Below are 22,840 nucleotides of genomic sequence, written 5' to 3'. Positions count from 1 at the left end.
CGCAGCACCAAATTGGACGGCGCTGCGCGCAAGTGTGTTGTAAAACCCAGCTGTATGCCTTGGGTTCGGCTTGAGCAGGCTTTAACAGGCAAAACCCGGGACGTTCAGGTTCGCCTGAAGCCCCGATGAATTGCGGGGCGGACTTTAAGGATTTCTCTTACAGGTCGATGTCGGAGAGGGAGGCATTTGTTGTGGGAAATTTCAGCAGTGCGGGAGGAGAGATAGGTATTTTGAAGAGGGTAAGAAACGCATTTCACGCTGGGTGGGTGAATGAGGAAATAAGACATCGATGAAACTAAGAGCCGCTTTTCTTCCAATGGCGCGATCCGTATCAGGATCGCGCCATTGGAACCGACAACTCAGCCGACGTCGAGCACGTTACACTCTTGTTGCTGCGAAACAGAACAAAGAGTTATCTATTCCAAAACCGAGCGGGATCAGACACATGTTCACGTCTTAAATCTCGCTCCAATCTAGACTTCCTCTCATTTTCTATACGTGCGTTAGTCTGACGAATACGCGTCAAATGTTTGCTATGTTCCTCCGCATATTCAGACATTCGCAGCCGAACATCCAAAGGTATTTCCTGGCCTCTCTTCCATGTTTCCGTGACTATATGCACATCTCGTTGAACTTCATCATAGTCAAATTTGGCGGAATTCATGGATTCTTCCGCCTTAGCAAGTTTTTTCGGATCGGCTCCTGACTTCTTGGCGAGATTATACTTGGTAAGCTTATCCTCATACGCTCCACGCCTGGTTTCTTCCACAAACTCCAATGCCTTAAGCCTCTTATATTCACCTTTAGAGGCAATCGAAACGTCACTCGCTAAACTGCTGCTGACACTTGGCGTTCTTGCAACCTTGCCAGCAGCCTTGCTAGCACCTCCACCAAACAACCCCCTGACACCTCTGCCAAACCTTGACAACAATTTAGAAAACGGAAAATGCCCCGTCGGATCACTTTCACTCAATGGGTTGGTTACATAGCAATACGCATTGACATCACCCCTGCCAAAAGGACTCATCGAGTCCGGGCTATGGAAGCGCCTCAATAAAGGGTTATAAGCCCGGTAGCCATTACCCAATAAATACCAACCGGTTTGTATTTCGCGCAGCTCTCCGTTGTAACCCAGATGACTGTTCAACGATGAGCGATCTGCTCGATGACCGTAAGGTGAATAGGCGATACCCTCTCCCCCGCCCTGATGGACCTCATGCAGCACGGTGTTCATGGCGTCAGTAGCCAGCAATAATGACTTTCCCAGCGTGCCCGCCTGCTCCCCGAGCACCACGCCCTCGGCACGCACAAATGTATTGCCCTCGGAACCCACCAGTTGATTGGCCAACTCGCCATCCTGGTAGAACCTCGACTCATTGGCGCCAGCCATACGGCTACCGCTCAAGGTATCCAGCGCATCGTAGCGATAGCTACTGCCCGACTCGCCGGACAAAGCGCTGACACTGATCAACCGCCCCAGGCTGTCGTACTCGAGGATGCGCCCGGCCTCGTCCTGCAGCAGGTTGCCATCGGCGTCATAGGTGAACTCCAGTCGCGCCGGATAATCGGGCTGGAAGGTGTTGGTAATCGCCGTCAGTTGGCAGGGATCATCCGGATTGCCGTACTCGTAGTAACTGGCGTTGCGCCCGCCGTCGAACGCGGTTTCGACAAAGTCCAGGTTGTCCTGGGCATCAAAACCGAACATCTGGCTGCTGATGGTCTTGCCATAGGGGTCTACCGGTGCCTGGCTACCGGTGCAGGCGTACTCCACCAATCGTCCACGCATATCGTAGCTGTAGGTTTCATCGCGCAAGGTCTCGCTGCCCTGCACCAGGGTCCGCTGCGTCAGCCGGTCGACCTCGTCGTACACCTGGGTCAGGGTCTGGACCACGCCACCGCCCAAGTCGAAACGGCGCAGCACCTCCCGACCAAAATCGTCGTACTCCAGATGAGTGTTCAATGTCTGCCCGCCATCGACGGTCTCGATGTCCTGGAGCTGCCCCCAATCGTCGTAGGTAAAGGTCGAACGGGTGGTGCCCAGCTCGGTGGCGATCAGCCGGGCATGGTCGTCGTACTCATAGGACTGGGTCTGTTCGAGCACATCGGTGTAGCTGACCAGGCGCGCCTGGCGGCTGTACTCGTAGTGCATGACCCGCGTTGGCTGGCCGGTCTGTTCGCGGCTTTCGCTTTTTATTTCGCCGGTGCTGAAGTATGAGCGGACCAACCGATGGGTGTTGCCTTGCGGATCCTGCTCCTCAGTGCTCAGCAGCCGGGCATTTTGCGCGTCATAGCTGTAGTTCGCGGTGCTTTCCACGGCGATCCGCTGCTCCGGGTCTTCGCCGAGTTCCGGCCGGTAGACATAGGCGGTTTCCAACCCGCTGGGGCGCTTGACGCTTTTCGGCTGGCGTTGCCCCGGATCGAAGGTATAGACGCTTACGCGCCCGCCGGTAATCGACTTGATCATCCGGTCCAGGCCATCGAAAACTTGCTCACCGAGCACCGCTCCATTGACATTGATCTCCACCGGCAGGTCTTCGCTGCTGTGGAGCGCATACTTGCGCTCGACCTCGGTGCTGTCCGGCAACAGGGTCTTGGTCATCCGGTCGAACGCGTCGTATTCATAACGGGTCCAGTTGCCAGCCGCATCGTATTCCTCGGCGGTGCGCCCCAGCCCGTCGTAATGGTAGACATGCTCGCTGATCTGCTGCTCATTGCAGTCGATGCGCTTGACGCTGTCGGGCTTGTCGAACAGGTTGTTGGTGGTGACGGTCTTGCCCTGGCCCTCGAGCCATTGCGTGGTGGTGCGGTGAATGGGGTCGGTGACCTCGTGTTCCTCGACCCCATCGGGGCGGATCACACTGCGCTGTTCGCCCCAGTCGTCATAGTTGAAGAGGCTGGTGAGCGGCACGTCCTTGCCGCGCTCCCAGTCGATCACGGTTTCGCTGGTCATCTGTTCGAGCTGGTTGTAGCTCGCCCGGTATATCTCGCGGAACGCCTGCGGATTGCCGCCCAGCCCATCGGCATCGCGACGGGTTTCCTTGAGCACCCGGTTGTGCCCGTCGAGCCAACTGATGGTCTCGACCCCCTTGACGTCGATGGCGCTTTGCTGGGCCTGCTGGCCCACCGCGTTGACCAGGGTGTAGGTGTAGGTACGACTGGCCTCGTAGGGAGTGTCCGGGGCCACGGTTTCCTTGGTCGCCCGACCGAGCAGGTCATATTCGGTGGCAATCGCCACATCGTTGTCATCACGGCTGAGCAGCGGCTCGCCATTGAGCAGTGAATGCTCCAGGCGAATCGTCTTTTCCTCGCCGTCAAAACCCCGCACGGTATTGACGGTGTGCAGTACGGTTTCATCGGCGCGGGCGTTACGGGTCTTGCTGTAGACGTAGTCGGTGGTGGTCGCCAGGCCGTTGAGGGTCACCACATCCTGCAACTTGCGCCCGTGTTCGAAGGCATTGCCTGGTGCATTGATGTAGGTGAAGGCGCTCTGTTGCCGAACCTGATCACCCTCGAACAGGTTCTCCTCACTCAAGGCCAGCCAGGGCGACGTACCCGTGAGCCCGGGATATTCGGCATAGCGATAACGGGTCTGCAAAGTCGGTGCGGCGCCGTAGCCCGAGGGCGCCGGGGTGATGGTCTTGCTCTTGATACTGCGCACGAAGCCCTGCGGATCGGGCGGGCAGCCGTCCTCGCCGGCGGCAAGGTACCAACTGCTGGTTTCAGTCACGCCATTTGCATTGACCTGCTCCAGCAGGTTGCCGAAATCGTCATAGGTGGTGGTGACCACCTCTTCGCGCCGCGGCACGGTGGCAGCGGCATGGCGCCAGGTCTGGGTGACGCGCTTGGGCAGTTGGAAAAAGTTCGGTTGGTCCTTGAAGTCATCCAGCGGATTGACGTGGTACTCGTTCTCAGTCACCAACAAGGTGTCATCCCCGTTCGCGCTGCCGGCCTTTTGCAGGACTTCTTCGAGCACCAACAAATGGAACCGGTTGAACACCCGGCGAGTGGTCCGTATTGGTTTCTCGGCGATCGCGTCCCAAAGAATTTCCCGGGTTTCGTACTGATAGTTTCTGATCACGTTGTCGTGATAGAGGTTGTCCAGGCCATCATCGCTCCAGGTCACGCCGCTACCGTAACCGAGAAAGTTATTGCCGGTGCGGTCGTACTCGTAGTGGGTTTCGATGGGCGGCTGTTCGAATCCCGGATCACGGGTGTGCGAGTGCACCCGGGGCAACGTCCGGTCGCCCAGTCCGGGAAACGCATGTGGCGAACCGGAATAGCTGACCGTTTCATGGCCGCCGGTGGGGGTATGGACCTCCTTGAGCAAGGTCAGACCGCTCAGCGGGATGTACTCGAAACGCCAGGACGCCTGGTCCTCGGTGGGCAGGACGATGCTTTTTGTCTCGCCACCCAGAATATTCAGCACGAACAACGCTTCGTACTTGCTGCCGGGATGCAGCTTGACCTCCAGGGTGTTGCCACTGCGCTCCAGGCTCATCAGCTCGGTGAGATCGGCGTTGCGAACTTTGCTCAGCAACGGGTCGGTACCGAAGGCGGTGTATTCCAGGGTCACGCTATGGCCTTGGGGCGAGCGCATCTCCACCGGCATGGCGAACTGGCCCTGCCCCACCTGGAGGATCTCCACCAACCCGGATTTATGCTCGACCCGGTAGCGTTGGTTGCCCAAGTCGTGGAAATGAAAGGAGTCGAGCTTCTTCTCCGGGATCTCCATGCCATCGGGCCCGGGGTAGGCCTTGAAGGTTTCCCCGGTGTACAACGAGAGGATCCGCCGGTTCGGATCGTACTGCGAAAGTTGCAGGTTCCAGCCCTTGCCAAAACCACTGTCGGTGGCGTTGAGTGGATTGAAGTTCAATTGCAGCGGTACTATCGGGCCGTTGAGATCATTGGCCTTGAGTTCGGGCAGGGAGATGGCGCACGTGTATTGCCCGGTTCGCGGGTCTACTTGGTTCAGGATGAAGCTCAGGAAGTTGAAGGCGTTGGAGTGGATGGTTGTTGAGGTCGACATGGTGCTTCTCCTGAAGCAGCGGAATATTTAAACGGTGCGACCTGTAACAGGTCGCACCGTAAATCATCTAGGATTGCCCTACTATCGCGAGCTTGTTTCGATTAGTTCCATCGAAGCCGATTATCACACTGTGCCTGTTGCCATACTTGTCAAATACAATAACATTCAGTGCTTTATCAAAATCGGACTTGGCATAACCGTCATACCGCCAATATTCACGTCGCTGCAAGCTGAACAATACTTCACCTGCCGGTATTTCATCTCTAACCGTTTCCTCTGGCGCATTGAGTTGACCGAGCAAGCGTCGCTTGAGAATTTCATCGGTATGCAGAATTATCTTTCCCTTATCATTGAGGTCATCGGCGATGGCATATCCGGTAATGCTATGGATATCCTCAAGCATGGTGTCACTTTCCCACTTCACCATACTCGAGTTGCCGACAAACTGAATTTTCTTTATAGGCACCTGCCGTTGATTAATCAGTAGTTTTAAATAGTAGTAATCAAGGGTGGTCAAATCTTTTTCATCGTCCTCATCACCATCGACACGCGTCGGCCCTTTGTCACCAAAGGTTAAAAGTACCCCTCCACTGGTGCCGGCTTCCGGCGGTTCAACAGCATGCAGATTGATGACCTTACGGTCCGCATCGCCTTCCGATCCCGGGTTGGAATAGAACGTTTCATAGTTGTCGCTACGTAACATAGCTGCAACGCGTAGGTCTTCAACCTTATGGCATTGGACAAAGAATTCCTTGACCACCATACCCTTCGGTCTTTTTGGAGGATCATCCTGACTCAGTGTGGGATGAGGGTACCGCTCATAGATATTCTCGGACTCGGTGTAATACCATTTATTACCTTCAGGTACCCCGTCTTCACCGACTTCCGGCAACGGGATTTTCTGTTCTGCCGAGACCAGCTTTATGCTCTCGATTTCACTCTCCGACAACTCTCCATCACCAGCAGGCTGAACCCGCACTGTCACCTTGGCCTGTTGCAAGCCATTGGCATACACCGTTGGAGGGTAGGTGCTGACTTCGAAATCGAAGGTATCCAGGGCGTGCCATTGCGACTGCCGGGCATGCTCGGACAAGTGAATGATGCTGTAGCCGAAGTGATCGAAAAACTCATCGGAATGGCTGATTTTCACCACGCTGTAGGGCTGCGTGATCGTTGAGGGCGCAGTGAACAGCCCGGTTTGCCCATTGATGCTGCCCTCCCCGGCCACCACTTCCCAAGTGAATTGTTCAGGACGGTGCGGGCTCGGTGGCGACAATAATGCAGTGCCATTGGGGCGTAGGCCGGGATGCAGGGTCGGCGACATGTTCAATGCAAAGTTGCCTTGACGCAACAATACAGTGGCCACGGTTTTCTCGCCGGTACTGGTGTCTTCGACATCGATCAATACCGCTTTCAGCGTGCCATCCAGCAGGTCCGAAGAGGGCGGTGTATAGACTGCCTCGGCGCCATTGACCTGCAGCGAACCGACATTGCTGCGCGGCGTCCAGCGAAATGGCCCGGCGCCCAGCGAAGTCGCCTTGAGCCGTACATCACGGCGATCGCTCATCGGGATCAGCGACATTGAAGGCGTTACTACCACGCTGGTCAACACAACGACTACCAAGGCCGAAGCCGTGACTTCCTTACCGGTGTCCGGATCGGTGTACGTGGCAGTGACTACGTTACGTATGGCACTGCCGTCGAGCAGGTGGACATCGGGGGCTTCATATTCGCCATTGTTGCTAATGACGCCCAGTGCCCGACTGCCATCCACGCTGCGTACGCTCCATTGGACATTCGAGTGTCTGTAGCTCAGTTGTCGGATCTCGAACGTCTGCTTGTCACCTGCCTTGATCACCGGCAAAAGAGGATCAAGGGTGAAAGTCGTTTCTTTAGGATCGATGTGCCCGACCATCAGCAGGTCGCCCGGCAATCGGGCTTCGGTTAGTTGCAAGGCATTGCGCTCGGGAAAAAGTAGGTTGCTGATGGCCAAAACGTTTAAGCCGGGCAGATCCAACGAACGGAACACTTTCAATATATCCAGGAACGAAGGCCGTAGATGGGCATCCAATCGCTCAAAAATCTTGAATCGATCAGAAAACTTAACTAGAAATTCTTCAGGATCCCAATCACCATTGAATCGAACGATTGACTCAGCATCGCTTTCAAAAGTTACATAATTCAATTGAGATGAAAATACGGGAGCAAAAGTCAGCTTAACCGTAGCAGTCGCTATCGCATCCCAATACCTATTCTGGTCCTCTATCAACCAAACCCAATGACGATAATGCATAGGCAAAAGTCGTCCCCCTTGTAGCGCAACTTCCAGATTATTTTCGTCATTGGAAAAAACCTGCAGTGCTTTATCGGGGTCAGGGTCAGCTAAATTGAACGACAACGGTCCATGATTGCGTAGTGTAGTCTTTGAGGTAAGATCCTCGCCAAGCACAATCTCAAACCCAGGAAGATCAAACCCCCCTGCTACCGCAGACAGTTTTCGTGCAAGATGATTTGAGTCTGATGCTCTTAACCTCAAATTCCCCCCGATCTGTCTTTCAATCGCCTCCCGCACATACCAGTCAAAAACCACACGACTGGCTAATATTAATGACCCCGAATACAACGCCTTACCCGTCGTCGGATGCCGATCATTGGGAATCAAATAATCCACTGCAAGTTCATTAGGGTCGCCGCCTTCATTCGGATTGCCCTTGGTCCGGACAAATACCACCACCGCTCCCTCACCGTAGTCGTCGGAAGCACGATTCTTGCCCTCGTCCGTAGCCATGGTGCGAATCAGAAAAGAACGCGGCGCCAGGAGATCGACATCGCGCAAGTCGAGCATCCCTAGCTCATATATCCTGTCTTCAGGTTTCTGTTCGAGAAACAGTGACTTGAAGAAATTACCGAGGGTTTCCTGGGCTCGATCCTCATTGACCAGGTTACAACGGCAATTGTAGCCATCACCGATATCAACGATGACCCTGCCCTGTTCATTGACCGTACCGCGGCTCGCCGTCAGGTCGATATCCATGGTCAAGGTATAGCCCTGGTTAACGCTGACCACATAGCTGTAGAGAATCGCCCCGGGAACTTGTCCGGAGCCCTTGCGGACATAGGACACCGTGCCCGAGACGATATCCATGGTCGCCGTCGCCCGTGAGTTGCGCAGTGAGGCTTTTTCGAAGCTCAAGCGTGGATGGCTGAGGATCAACCCACTCATCTCCAGGTATTCACTGTCATCCGGCACCATGGACGGTGCACCGAAAATACGCTTGAGAAAGCTATCGCGGTTGAAACGGGTAATGTATTGCTGCTCCAATAGACTATTGACCTTGGCTCGGTTCATGAAGACCACGGCATCCCAGCCGAGCGTCACCGACTTGCCGTTCATCCTATTGGTGAGTTCATTCAACGAATAAGTAGTCATGGCTTTTGCCTTCAGCAATTTATAAGCAACGGCGAATGAATAACGGCACACCTGCCAACCAGATGGCCTTTACATTGATGTCAGTCAGAGCCCCAATCGGCCTTGAGGGTATTTCCCACACTGCCGATCAACTCCACGTAGCGTTCGAGCGGTAATGGAACGGCGGCAAGGGCATGGCTGTCCTGGAGTTCGCCCGGGACGGTACCGGAGACCACGACAAGACTGCCTGGAGGAACGAATGCCGGTTGCTGGTACACCCCGGTCTGATCGTTGAAAGTTCCTGTTCCACCGAGCAGTTTCCAGATCACCCGGGACGGATCGATCGGAGTGCCTTCCCTGCCCCTGAGTTCAAACTGCACAGTACCGCTGGCAGGATCGCTCGCCTCGGATATCCACATGGGTGTGGTCACCCCCAGCTTGGTGATCAGGAAATGGATATAAGCAGTCGTCGTCACCCCATTGACGGTTTGCTTGATCTCGATCTTGTCCATGTAAAACGGAACGTTCGGGTCTGTGCTACCAGGGCCCGCCGTATATTCACGTTCGTCGGGCTTGCCTGCCACCGGATCCAGCCTCGAGCCCCATTGGGGGGTGAGAATGTTCCACTCCAAGACTCCGCCATTCACCGACTGGGCAGTAAACTTGCGCTTTTCACCTGGGTCGCCGGCGTCGTATATCGGGTTGGCCACGATCACACTGGCCAGTATCGTGACCAATGCAGAGCTTTGGACCGCCACGCCATTCAGGGTCCCTTCGGCGGTGACCACCACGGCGAGGAAACCGTCGGGCAATTGGTCTGCCGCCGGGGCGGTAAAATAGCCGGTTGAACTGATCAACTCCGGCATGTCGACTTGCCCATCGACATCGCGGACCTTCCAAACGAGATTGTCCGGCGTTGCGCTCAAGGAGAACTGAAAACCGCTGGTTGCCTCGATGGTGGATTGTCTGGGTGAGAGAACCAGGCTGGTGCGCAGTGGATCTATTTCACCAAATACCGCAAGATCGCCAGGAATAAATGCTTCGGTCAAGTGCAAGGCATTGTGACCGGGAAACAAAAGATTCCTGATCAGAAACGTGTCTATAGAAGGAACTTCAATTGTCTTGACCGCATCATAAATTGTTGTTCGAACCCTTTCCCTGATATGACCCTTTGTATCATTCTCACCGTCAAGATTCCAATAATGACCGGCAGATCCACCGAAGGTGGTAACGGCGTCCATACCTAACAATTCAGGATCGGTCAGCTCTACATGATTATTCTCCCTGTTCAACTGGACCTCCAACTTCATGCCCAGCTCATAATTACAACGATAATCAAAATCATGACTCGGATTAACTGCAGGCACTTTGCATCGCCCCGACACGATACCTATCCAGTGAATCATAAGACGACGGGTTGCACTGTAATTCACGGTTAACCCCGGGGCATTGCTGTCGATCTTGCTGAACGTATAAGCGAACGGATCTAACTTACTACTAGTCCAACCGTAATTCTGAGTGGGTGCGTACCAATACTGATACTGTGCCGTGGCCCAAGATATATTTCCGCCGCCAGCTGTAGCCTCCAATGTCGAAGCCATGTCCCGGCCAGCATCCACCACCCTCAACACCAGCCCGCTTCCGATGGAGTCTTCCAGAGCGGGCTTGAGAACTTTGCCTGCCAAAATTCGGCTAGATAGTAGCATCGTCCCGGTATATCTCTGACCATTGCCATCGGCCGGAATCATGTAGGGATCTCTGATACCGGGAAAGTCAAGGCCGTCTTGACCATCTTTCAGGGTGATGAACAACATCACCGCGCCATCACCATATTCTTCATCGCCAAACAAGGCATTGGGATCGGACTTCATAGTCCGAACTTCAAAATGTTGTGGCGTTAAAACCCCATTCAAATCGCCTTCAAGCCGCCCCAGAGGGAACCACGATAACTTGGTATCCAATGACTTGATGTATTCTTCAAACCGTCGGCCCACGTCCTCCATCGCCAGGCTGCCGATCACGAAATTGGCATTAAAATTGTCGGCATCACGCAGGTCGATCAGAACATCGCCCAGCCCGGAGACTCTTGCCTTGGTGATTGGCTGATCCATCCAAAGTTGCGGACCGCCTACCGGCAATACCTTGAGCATTCTGGAAACAAACATCCGCCCGCCGGAATATTTTTTTGTGCTGACGATCATTCCGCCGATCATATCCATGGTCAGGCGGGTCTTCGCCGGTAATTTCGGATCGGCGTTTTCAAAGGATAAGCGCGGCGCACCCAATTTAAGCCCATACATATGCTCCACATAGCTACCGTCACCCCACGGAGCCTCCATAGTGATGGGCTCGATATAACCATCTTCGCTATTGAATCGCTCGACATATAATTGAAATAGCAATTCATTGGTCTTGCGCTGATCGTAGAGAGTTACCGCGTCCCAGCCATAGGTGAAGGACTTACCTTGCATCTGATTGGTCAATTGCGTCAGGGTAAATTTGCTCATGATTTATCACTCCGATAGCCGGTAGTCTCTCTGTCTTTCAAAGTATTAAAACGTCGATAACGATGCATCGGGGTGCCATATACGGCGAACCGCAAAATCGCACGCACCCAATGAGTCCTGCATTGGCTGGAAATCTCAATACTGACCGAATAGAGTTATCCAGAGACCAAGTTATTAGCTCCTACCCTCCCTCGTCGCCTGAACCGGCCGAACGACCAGGCTCGCTTGACAAATAACCTGGAGGATAAAAATAAACATAAGGCGTTCGCTCGGACAGTTGCCCGGCTGCATCAACTGCACGCAAATGGAAGCGGTTATAGCCTTGAACACTGGAGGTATATTCGGTGCCGGTAATGTCTGCGATCGGTACCCACCATCGGTAAAGCCTGTATTTAACCGCGTTATTCGACGCGCTCCACTGAAACTGGATTGGGTAGTAATTATTGTGTTCCAAGCGAAAGTTTCCGGGAATCGGGAGAGAGGAATCTACAGGCGGGACCGTCTCATTCAGAATTTCAAGCAACTCCACATACTTGCTCAGCGGCAACGGAATCGCAGCAACGGCAAGCATGTCCTGGAACTCATCGGGGACCATACCCGACACGACGATAAAGCTGCCCGGCGCCACGGAGGCCGGTTCACGATAGCTACCTGTACTCTCATCGAAAGTGCCCGGCCCACCGAGCAATTTCCAGGTTACCCTGGAGGGGTCGACCGGGCCATGCGTGCCGCGCAGTTCAAACTGCACCGTGCCATTGTCAGGGTCGCTCGCCTCGGAAATTCGCAATGGCGTGGTGACCGCCTGGTTTTGAATCAGGACATGGATATAACCCACCTGGCCATTGGACGTTTGCCTGACTTCGATCTTGTCCAGGGAAAACGGTGTATAGCGGTCCGAACTGCCGCCAGCCGTATAGGTTCTTTTGGTCGGTTCACCCGATACCGGGGTCAAGCTTGAGCCCCATTGCGGCGTCAGGATATTCCATTCCAGGGCGCCACCGTCCAGTGACTCGGCAGTCAATTGTTTCGTTTCTCCCGGATCACAGCTGTCGTAAAGGGGGTTGGTCAAGACCATGCTGCCCAACACCGAAACCAACGCCGAGCTTTGCACCGGTGCTCCGTCCAAGGTGCCCCGCGCGGTCACCACGATGGCGAGAAAGCCCTCGGGCATTTGGCTTTGGGATGGCGCGGTAAAATACCCGCTCGAACTGATAACCTCCGGCAGCGACACCCGGCCATCGATATCCCGCGCCGACCAGGTCACATTGCTCGGCATCGGGGTCAGGTCGAACTGAAATCCGCTGCCAGCTTCAACGGTCGAGTTGAGCGGGGAGAGTTTCGCACTGGTACGTAGCGGGTCGATTTCACCGAACAGGGCGAGGTCGCCGGGGACGAAAGCCTTGGTCAGGTGCAGCGCGTTGTGCCCCGGGAATAACAGATTCCTTAGGGTGAAGACGTCGATCGACGGAATTTGGATATTATCGATGACACCGCCAATGGCGAATTGGACCCTGTCGCTGATATGCCTTTTCGTCTCCGCCTCACCGTCTTCATTCCAGTAATGACCGGCACTTCCGTTAAACGTGACCCGGGTTTGAATTATTTCAATGATCGGGTTATTCAGCGCTACATGATTGCTTGTCGGGTCCACATTGGCCTCGAGCAATACTTGCAGCCAATGCTTGCACTGGTAGCCAAAATCGTGATCCGGGTTCCTTGCGGGCACTTTGCATTGCCCCGAAACCGATGCGAGCCACTGGATGTAGAGATTGCCTTTTGCACCATAAAAGAGACTCAAGCCACTGGGTGCGTTGACGTCCCATTTGAATTGGTAAGCGAAGGGTTCCAACCTGCTGTTTGTGAATGACTGGCTTTGAGTGGGTGCGTACCAATAGGAATACATTGTCGTGTCAAAACCAACCTGGCTCCCACCGGCCGTCGCTTGCAGCGTCGAAGCAAGATCCTGCCCTTTATCGATGATCGTCAGTTCCAGGCCTTTACCTATGGAGCTTTCCAGCGCCGGCTTCAGAATTGACTCCACGAGCACTTTGTTCGATATCAGCAAGGTGCCGGTATATTTCCCCCCGCCCCCATCCGCCGGAATCAAATAAGGTGACTGGGCGTCGGGGAAGCGACTACTATCGCGCCCGCCCTTCAAGGTGATGAACAACATCACCGCGCCCTCGCCGTATTGCTCATCGCCCATCAGAGCGTTGGGAGCGGATTTCATCAACCGGACTTCGAAGTTTTGCGGAGTCAACGCACCATTCAACTCTCCGTCCAAGCGGCCCAGTGGGAACACTTTCTTGTCAGCGGGAATATTTTCCTGGAAGTACTCCTTGAAACGGATGCCGACTTTTTCCATCGACAGCTCGCCAAGCACGAAATTGGCCTTGAAGTTATTGGCATTTGCCAAATCGATCAGCACTTCGCCAAGACCGTTGACCTGGGCCTTGGTCACAGGCTGGTCCATCCACAGTTGTGGGCCACCCACAGGCAATATCTTGAGCAACTTCGATATGTAAAAAGGCCCGCCAGGAGGTTTTTTGGCGCTGACGATCATGCCGCCGATCATGTCCATGGTCAGGCGGGTCTTCGCCGGCAATTTCGGATCGGCGTTTTCAAACGACAAGCGCGGCGCACTCAACTTGAGGTCATGGATGTATTCTTTGTAGGCATCCTCGCCCCAGGGCGCCACCATCGACATCGGTTCGATATAGCCGTTTTCACTATTGACCCGCTCGATATAAAGCTGCAGCAATAATTCATTGGTCTTGCGCTGATCGTAGAGCACCACGGCGTCCCAACCACAGGTCAGGGATTTGCCGTGCATCTCGGCAATCAAACTCGTCAATGACATTTTGCTCATGATCCGATCTTCCCGGTGTCGCAAAGGGCATGCCTTGGGTAATCAATCCAACAACTTCAACTGCAACGGATTCTTGAACACCACAGTCGAGTGCCCGCCATCAAAACTGACACTCGCCCGCAGAGTGAACAGTGAATTAACCGGGATTCCCGCCAGGTGCGTGGTCGTCAGGCGCGCCGTGACGCCCGCAGTCGTCTCGGCGGGCAGGACCTGGCGCACGGCAATGATGTCGCGTTCAGGAACCGCGCTGGAGGTCAACCACAGGCGCACGCTTTGAGCCGTTGAAATGAACGACCAGAGACCCAGGCTCAACAATGCACCGCCGGGGGGAATAGCGGACAATCTCAGGGTCGCCGGCGAGCCGACCTGGGCGCCTTCGCAGGTAATCGCCGGATGGCTGGTCAGCTCACGCACGAACAACTGCAATGGGGGCTGGGCCTCTTGGCCCGAGACGCTATACGTCACTTCCACCGTCTTGCCGAAGTTCGGCGGCAAGGCCGTCGAAGGCACCTTGAATTTCAATGGGTTGGTCTGGGCAGGATCCACCGCGTCATACGAGCCCTCGGCCCCGAAGCCTTTCCAATGGGCGATGACCGAGTCATCGTCACCGATGGTCGCGCTCGGCGGAATGCTGATAAAGGCGCCACTGATGGCGGTGATCGGATTCAACTCGTCGCGGCCCTCGCTGACCACGCTGTTATCCACCGTGGGTGTCGGCAACACCAACGGCTCGCGAATCGTCAGTTCCAGAATTTCGCCGGAACCGGCCCCATCGTCACGGGCATATTGGTAGCGCAGGCTGACGGCACCGCCCTGATTATCGAGCAACCACTGAAGCGGCATCGGCACCTCGATCCGGCCGCTGTCGATCATCGCCTGGTCGATTCGCAGATACTGGACCGTGTTTTTATTCGGCCCACTGCCCAACCCGGTGCGTGTGCCGTAGACCAGCAGATCGTCACCCGCGCGAATCCCCGGATAAGGCGCCACCACCACCCGGATGCCCTCGGGGAACTGGATGGGATTGATCACGCTGCCGGTCAGGTCCATGACGGTCGCCGCCGGCAGTTCAGGTGTGCTGGGTGGCGTGACCAGGATCGTGCGTTCCACCGATTCGTCATCGGGCTGCGAGGGAGACGCATATTTGACCTGATAATGCAGGGCGATGCTGCCGTCGCGCACCGCCACGGCACTGCTTTTCAACACGGTCCAGGTCAGCACTGAACCGGGGTTGTTGCTCGGGTCGGTGTCACTGTCGCTCAAGGTCTTGGGAGGCAGGTTGACCGCAGGGCCGGAGTTCCCATCGCCACGGGTCCCCACCCAGAACAAGCGGACCACATCACCGTTGGCCATGCCGGGATAGGGCACGACCGCGAGGGTCATGCTGCCATCGATCTTGTCGGCATCCAGGTGCTGGTCGTGGGACTCCTTGATTTGCGGGGCGGGTAGCAGGCCATCCTGACGAGGTTTGGCCGGCGTTTTTTTTCCGTCTTTGATATGGCTTGTAGTCATATTGCCACCCTTCGAATCAATGCCGGTAGCCGGACAATTGCCCGTGCAAATACCTGAGTTTTTTTATTTATACGCTTGGCCAAACAGGCTGGGTACTAGCAGAACTACTAGGTTCCAAAGGTTCTTGTGAGTGCTAGATTCGACCAGAAGGTAACTGTGCAGCCACCCCTTCCAAACAGCCTCGGCCATTTAAATAGAGGTATCCGACCATGAACTCGCTTAAATCGACATTGAGAACTTGTGCCTGGATGACGCTTATCAGTGTCAGTGCTCTCGGCATTGTTGCGTGCGTTGCACCCGACCGGGGTAATACCACACAGAATGCTTTCGGAAGCATTCACTTCAATAACGACAAAGGCGAAGAAAAGTGCACTTTGCCAATCCCTGAAACAACCCTGACAGCGAACTTCAGCTTACCGAACCAATATTGTGAAAATAATATGGTTTCAACTTTCTGGCTGGAAAATGTACCCTCGGCAACTTTGATTCAGTTCTTTGAAAATGAGTCCTGCTCGAATGCGAAAGTCCCAAGTAATTTTTTCTTCCTGTTGAAAACCGTCAAGCAACCCACTGACTGGACCCCGCACGGCGCCGTGACACATTCCATCGATGCACTGCGACACCTGCGGCCGGGAGAGCTGATTGCCGGAAAACACCTACGGGTTGAGCCCGATGGAGCTTTTGTAGGTTCTGATCTAGCCAGCAAAAACCTCAACGAGCGCATCAGTTGCGTCTACATCGAACGCTCACAACCCGCTAACTAATCCAAACACTTTCAACAGGCAGCCCCCTCACCGCGCACACCGAGGACCACCCCCATGACCACCGCCACCTCCGTGCCCTCCAACGCCTTTAACTTCCTGAACTTCATCCTCAGCCAGGTCGACCCCCGCACCGGACAATACACTTGCGCCATCTCCCTGCCCGAACTCAAGGCCAATAACCTCTGTGGCCCAGTCGTACCGCTGCAATTGAATTTCAATGCGCTCAACACAAGCGACAGTGGCTTTGGCAAAGGTTGGGACCTGCAACTGTCCCAGTACAACCCGCACAGCCGGATACTTTCCCTGTATTCCGGGGAAACCTTCAAGGTCGATCCCGGGCCCGATGGCATGGAGATCCCGGAAAAGAAACTCGATACCTTTCACTTCCACGACCTGGGCGATCAACGCTACAAGGTCGTGCATAAATCCGGGTTGGTGGAAATCCTCCAGGTGGGCCAGGGCCAGGTCGCGATGCCGGTGGAAATGCTCTCGCCCCAGGGTCATAGCGTGACCCTGGAATACACAGCCTTCGGTACCCAGCCACTGCTGAACAAAATCCGCAATGCCGACCGTACCGAGCTGCTCAGGCTGGAACGCAGCGCCAACATCCTGGAGGTGAAGCTGTATCCCGACACCGCGTTGGAAGCCCTGTTCGTGCTGAATATCCTCGGCGGCGAAACCAAAAGCGTGGTGCTGCCCACCGACGACCTGGCGTCCTGGCGCTTCGACTACATCTCCCTGAGCGGCCTGACCCTGCTCAAGGAGGTCCGTACCCCCGCTGGCGGCCATGAAACCGTCAGCTATTCAGGCACACCGCATTCCTTCCCTGGGGTGCTCGACCGTACGCTGCCCAGGGTCCACTGGCACAAGATCGATCCGGGATTCGGGCAACCGATCATCGAAACGCATTATGAGTACGATCGCACCGGCAACAACTTCCTCGGTTATGGCAGTGGTGTCACCTGGACCAATAATGGCCTGGATAACCTTTATCGCGATGGCGTGGTCCGGGGCTATCGCTATGAAACCAGCGAGATTCTCTGGGATGCCCAGGCCCAGAAACCGATACGAACCACCCGCCGGGTGTTCAACCGGTTCCATCTGCAGGTGCTGGAAGAGACTTCGCAAAAAGCCAGCGCACCAGGCAAGGACGACTCCCTGCTGGTGACCGAGACCGAGTACTACGGCGACCCGCTGGATGACTTCAAGGACCAGCCGGCCTACTTCCAGTTGCCCAAGCGCCTGACCCAGACCTGGCGCAATGTTGCCGCCACCTTGCCCCGGCACAGTGAAGTGACGACCAGCACCTACGATGATTTCGGCAACCTGCTGGTGCAGGTCAATGCCAATGGCGTGACCGAAACCAACACCTGGTACAGCGCCTTGGGCGAGGATGACTGCCCGGCCGATCCGCACGGGTTCGTGCGCAATATCAAGAGCAAGACCGTGACACCGGCCGCTTCCGAGTACGGTGAGGCGCCTGTTTTGCAAACCTGCTATCGCTACGTTGAATACCCCGGGCTCGCCGGCAGCGACCGTTGGCTGGCCTTGAGCGACGAGACCCTGTTCCAGGTGGTGGACGACCAGCCACAGACCGAGTTGCGCCGTATCGCCCATGAGTATCTGGTCAACCCCGATGATCCCCGCCAGCACGGGTTGCTCAGCAAAATGCGGCAAACGCTGTACGGCCAGGACGATACCCTGACCACCACCGAATACGCCTACAGCATGACCCGCAGCGCCCGTACCGGGGCCATGGTCATGCGCACCGAAACCACCCTGGTCGGCTATGACGACCAACCCCGTGCGCCGATCCGCAAAACGATCATCGAAGAACACTCGCTGCTCAATGGCGCCAGACTGCTCAGCACCGATGATGTCGGCACCGAGATCGTCTACCAGTACGATCGCCTGGGCCGGGTGATCGAGGAGAGCGTGGCACCGGACACGGCCTACCATGCCAAGCGCACCTACAGCTACACGTTGACCAACACACCGGAGCAACAGGCGCAGCAGTGGGCCAAGGATGCCAAGGGCGTCGAAACCATTACCTGGCTGGATGGCTTGAACCGCGTATTGAAAGTGCAGCGTCAGGATGCCGATGCCATGGGCGGCGAACCCGATGCCTTGCGAGAAACCTACCGAGCGACCTACAACGCCCTCGGACAACTGGCCAGCGAGACCGACATCGATTGGGAAGGCAGCAAGAATGTTGCCCTGACCAGCCGCTACGAGTACGACGCCTGGGGCGAGCAATACAAGGTCATCGGCAGCGATGGCGTGGCGCATGTCACTGAAAACGACCCGCCCTCGCAAACCCTGCGCAGTTGGAGCGAGAGCGTTGCCACCCCGGTGAAAATAACGGGCAAGACCCGCTCGACGCTCAATCGCTTTGGCAAGGAAGACAAGGTCGAGGCGCTGGACGCAGCGGACAAGACGGTCAGCGAAATGCAGTTCTTCTATGACGGGTTGGGCAATTGTGTCGAGCAGATCGACCCGATGGGCGAAGCCACCCGTTTCACCTACGACCTGTTCGGTCGGGTGCAGGCCACCACATTGCCCGACTACAGTGAAATTCACCGCACGTACGCCCGTCACAGCGCCGATGAGTTACCCATCAAGCTTGAGGTCGTCGCCAATGAGACGAGCACCTGCGTCGGCTCGCAGACCTTCGACGGGCTGGATCGCCAGACCACACTGAAAGTCGGCCCGCGCCTGCAACAGTTCCAGTACAAAGGCGGGCAACTCCAGGTCGATACGCGGATCACCGCCAGCAACCAATCCATCAGCTACGAGTACCAGTTGGGACTGACCGGCGCACCGGTCGCCAGCATCGCCCCGGACGAGCAGTCGAGCTTCAACTACGACCAGCAAAGCGCGCAACTCACACTTTCGGAAAATACTCAGGGCCAGCACAGCTTCGACTACAGCTCCACCGGCCAACTGCGACGCGAGAGCTGGACCGAGAAGCGCTCGGGCAAGCAATGGCAAAGTCACTACACCCATACGTTGAATGGCCGGCCCCTGACCCGCACCAACGACAATGGCCTGCTTTGCACCTATGACTATGACGAAAAGGCCCGGCTCAAGAGCGTGACCCAGGGCCAGATCCAGGCGACCTTCGAATACGACAGCCTCGGCCAGATCAGCCTGATCACCACGCAGAACACCCATACCCGGCAGTCACTGGAAACCCGGCTGAGCTTCGACGACCAGGGCCGCGAGATACTCCGCCAGATAAACCTGAGCAGTGGTCACCCGCAGCAGACGATCACCCAGGTCTACCGGGCCGACAGCAAGCTGCACAGCCGCCATCGGCAACAGGGCGATGAAACCGAGCTGCTCGAAACCTTCGGCTACGACCCGCGCGGACGGCTGGTGCAGTACAACTGCGAAGGCAGCCAACTGCCGCAAGATCGCTATGGCAACGGGATTTGTGAACAGCTGTTCGCCTTCGATGCGCTGGACAATATCACCGAGGTTTATACGCTGTTCGCCGACGGCAGCCGCGACGAAACCGTGCGCACTTTTGCCGATGACGATCACTGCCAATTGGTCAGGATTACCCACAAGCACCCCGACTATCCGGACAGCATCGAGCTCGACTACGACGAGGATGGCAACCTGTTGCACGACGAAAACGGCCAGCGCCTGACGTATGACAGCCAGGGTCGTTTGTTGCGCGTCACCGACAGCGACGGCAAGACCGTCAGCCAATACCGCTACGACGCCCACGACCATTTGTTCGGCGTTACCCATGAGTCGGACGAGGAAACCTTGCGTTTCTACGATGACGACAGCCTGACCCGGACCGAACAAGGCGACAGGAAGATCCATTATCTGGGAATCGACGGCCAACCCTTGGGCCAGCAGCAACAGGACGATCCCGAGCGAACCCTGCTGCTACTGACCGATGCGAAGAACAGCGTACTGGGCGAGAGCAGCCAGGATGAGTTGCGCAAGGCCGTATATGGCGCCTATGGCGAACGTCGCCCGCAGGATGACCTGCAATGTCTGCTGGGCTTCAACGGCGAAGTCCGCGATGAAACCAGTGGCTGGTATCTGCTGGGCCGCGGCTACCGCGCCTACAACCCGACGCTGATGTGCTTCCACAGCCCGGATTCGCTGAGCCCGTTCGATGCCGGGGGGATCAACCCCTACATGTACACGGCGGGCGACCCGATCAACTTCGTCGACCCCACCGGGCATGCCAATCGTGGCGTGAACTGGCTGGGCGCGCTGGGCGCGGCGCTGTCGGCGATTGGTATTGCGTTGTCGATAGCGGCGGTGGTCATTGCGCCTCCGGTTGGGGCGCTGGCGATAGGTGTTACGAGTACCTTCACCTTGTTGGGGATTGGTGCCGGTGTTTATGGCATGTATGAAGGTATCATGGCTACCCACGCTACGAGGTTGCGAGATCGTGAAAGAAAGCAGACAAGTGCGCTGATTTCTGGTGGTTTGGACACGTTATTTGGTGTTTGGGGTCTGTCGCAAGCCATGAAGGCGGCTGCTAAAGTTGCTTCTGCTGCGGCTGCCACCCAAAGTTGGCATGCCCAAGTGGCAAAAAGCTTTGGCTCTATAGGACCGGATCAGACGGCCATAATTTCCAGGAGCGGGACAGGGGCTGCAGCCAGCGCGGTTGATGAGGGAGCCTCAGCGGCGGTACAAGGCGCGAACGCTGCAAAGCGTAGCGCCAGTGCCACAGAAGCAACCGATTTCTTGAATGAGGCATTTAGGAGCAAGTATCGCTTCTTTCAGAGAAAAAAACTCCCTAGGGTGCGATCCCAATACACTGGGCCTACGAACTCCCGCAAGCTAAAACGATCCCGTAGCGTAGGTGACTCCCCTACTGAGGGAGATCGCGCTGGTGCTGAAGTCAGTTCAAACGCAACAGAGCTTTCCGGAGCAGGTGGGGAGCTAATACACGGTAGAGACGGAAAATGGCATCTTGTCCAATCCGAAGTCACTAACGGCAAACTTAATGTCAAGTCATTCAGCGCCAAGGTATCGAAGGACGGAAAATGGATCAGAGACCGTAGCTAGATTTTATTCAAAGAGCTAGCGATACAATGGCACCATTGAAAAACCCGGTAGGTTCCCTACCGGGTAGTCCCAGACGTTTTTAAGCCACAACTTTCAACGCCAAACTCCTGAACTCAATATAACTCTCCCCCCCATCAAAACTCACCCCCGCATAAAGCGTAAACATGGAGTCAAGCGCCAGCCTATCCACATAATCCTTCGCGATCTTCATGCTGAATGTCCCATCGAAACCATGCGGGACCCCGCGCTGGAAATCGGTGCGCACGCCCTCCGCGATGGCCCACACGTTCATCCGCTGGCCCCGGGCCTGATAGATCCACCGGGCAATTTCCAGGTCCGCGCCCTCTGGCGGAACGCGCGATTTGGGAAGGGTCGCCGGCGAGCCCACCTGCGCCTGGCGGCAATGCACCTGCCCCAGCGCCCCGACGGCGAACGGGTTGATGCGCAGGGTATAAATCGCCGAATGCTGGGGGGACGTGCCGGGCCAATAATAGGTCTCGACCTTGCGCAAGTCGGAGCTGTCCACCGGAATGTTCGCCGCGACGACGGCTGCCGGGATGGCAAATTCCAACCCGCCGGCGGTGATGGGTCGCACGCCCGTGATGGAGCCGACACCGTCCTCGCCGCCCAGGCCGACGAAGTCCACGATGACGTCTTCGTGGGGATCGACCTCCGAGGCTTCCACCACCACGGTCACCCCTGAGCCACCGTTGAATGGATTCAACGTGCCCGTGCCTGACGGGGTACTGTTCGCCTCCTTCACGGTGGGAAAACGCCGTGGCGTAGGCGGCCGAATGTTCACATTCAGGCGCACCTCGCGAGAGGTGGAGACATTACCGGCGCGGTCGCTGATCTGGTAGTACGCAAAACGCTCGCCATTGTTATTGTCCCGAATGACACGACCCGGAACCTCCAGCGGCAGCGGCTGGCCGCTCTCGCCACGAAACAACGTGCGTGAATCGACTTTATCCGCCGGGTTCACCGGAAACGCAACTTGGCTCCAGTACCAAGTGATGACATCGCCTGGGGCGCCACCCGCATACGGCGGCACATCCCCCATCAACTTGTCATCGTTGTTGTCCAGGTACTGGTTGGTCACCTCGGTGGTGTCGAAGACCAGCCTGGGGTCGCTGCCGAGGTTGGGGGGGATTTCATCGATGGTGACCGTCAGATGTTCAGAGGGGTCAATATTGCCGCCAAAGAGCGTCACTTCGTACCACAGATCATGGACACCATGAACAACATGCAATGCCTCAAGATCGAAAAACAAATCGGCAGGCGGAGGACTGTTTCCACTCCCCCAGTCAGTCGATGTCCATTCCTTTTCATAAACGGGACGGGGCAGGTTATCCCAGTAAACCCGTAGAAACGACCTCAGCCCGGGACTTGGCGGTGAATCGATCCAAGGTGGAACTTCCACCCGCAACGGCTTACTCACATACTCAACCGGCAACAATCCGGTTTCGTCCCAATCGGAACTATCGGGCAGCAGTACTGAAACAATCGGCTTACGCAGTAGGCGGCGTGGAGAGTTGTCATCAGTCATGGCGATACTCCTTCAAGCAGGAACAAACATGCCAATGAACTATCAACTTCATCCATCAGCCCCGACGTAATAAGGAGCATTTAACACCGCACTCTGCAACTTGAGTACTGATAGAACTGCTAGGTTGACAACCCGTTTGGAACCCGGTGTGCAAAAACGACAAA

The 22,840-nt window shown here is 56.0% G+C and carries 8 protein-coding genes; 2 read left to right on the top strand and 6 right to left on the bottom strand.

Annotated features, from left to right (window positions below):
- Positions 1-412: 412 nt before the first annotated feature.
- From BLU85_RS23335 to BLU85_RS23315, 5 genes are all read right to left on the bottom strand, one after another.
- Positions 413-5,026: an RHS repeat domain-containing protein gene (locus BLU85_RS23335; protein WP_092204073.1), complete on the bottom strand. Its 4,614-nt coding sequence runs from the start codon at positions 5,024-5,026 to the stop codon at positions 413-415.
- Positions 5,027-5,093: 67 nt separating this feature from the next.
- On the bottom strand, positions 5,094-8,456 hold the full coding sequence (locus BLU85_RS23330) for a hypothetical protein (protein WP_092204072.1): 3,363 nt from the start codon (positions 8,454-8,456) through the stop codon (positions 5,094-5,096).
- Positions 8,457-8,536: 80 nt separating this feature from the next.
- Positions 8,537-10,942, bottom strand: coding sequence for a hypothetical protein (locus BLU85_RS23325; RefSeq protein ID WP_092204071.1), 2,406 nt, complete (start codon positions 10,940-10,942; stop codon positions 8,537-8,539).
- Positions 10,943-11,123: 181 nt separating this feature from the next.
- Entirely contained in the window at positions 11,124-13,811 is a 2,688-nt protein-coding gene (locus BLU85_RS23320; RefSeq protein ID WP_092204070.1) for a fibronectin type III domain-containing protein, read from the bottom strand.
- A gap of 42 nt (positions 13,812-13,853) precedes the next feature.
- Complete coding sequence (locus BLU85_RS23315; RefSeq protein ID WP_092204069.1) at positions 13,854-15,323, bottom strand: hypothetical protein; 1,470 nt, start codon at positions 15,321-15,323, stop codon at positions 13,854-13,856.
- Positions 15,324-15,532: 209 nt separating this feature from the next.
- Between BLU85_RS23315 and BLU85_RS23310 the strand changes: the two genes are divergently transcribed.
- Both BLU85_RS23310 and BLU85_RS23305 read left to right on the top strand, forming a co-directional pair.
- On the top strand, positions 15,533-16,087 hold the full coding sequence (locus BLU85_RS23310; protein WP_139208023.1) for a hypothetical protein: 555 nt from the start codon (positions 15,533-15,535) through the stop codon (positions 16,085-16,087).
- 54 nt (positions 16,088-16,141) lie between these two features.
- Complete coding sequence (locus BLU85_RS23305) at positions 16,142-21,130, top strand: RHS repeat domain-containing protein (protein WP_092204067.1); 4,989 nt, start codon at positions 16,142-16,144, stop codon at positions 21,128-21,130.
- 79 nt (positions 21,131-21,209) lie between these two features.
- Here the strand turns inward: BLU85_RS23305 and BLU85_RS23300 are convergent, their stop codons facing one another.
- The gene (locus tag BLU85_RS23300; protein ID WP_139208022.1) at positions 21,210-22,676 is read right to left on the bottom strand and encodes a hypothetical protein; all 1,467 of its coding nucleotides are present in this window, start codon (positions 22,674-22,676) and stop codon (positions 21,210-21,212) included.
- Positions 22,677-22,840 lie beyond the last annotated feature (164 nt).

It is taken from the genome of Pseudomonas sp. NFACC14 (assembly GCF_900106885.1).
Classification (GTDB): domain Bacteria; phylum Pseudomonadota; class Gammaproteobacteria; order Pseudomonadales; family Pseudomonadaceae; genus Aquipseudomonas; species Aquipseudomonas fluorescens_AA.
Note: the sequence above shows the minus strand (reverse complement) of the source record. Positions and strands in the feature narration are given on the sequence as shown.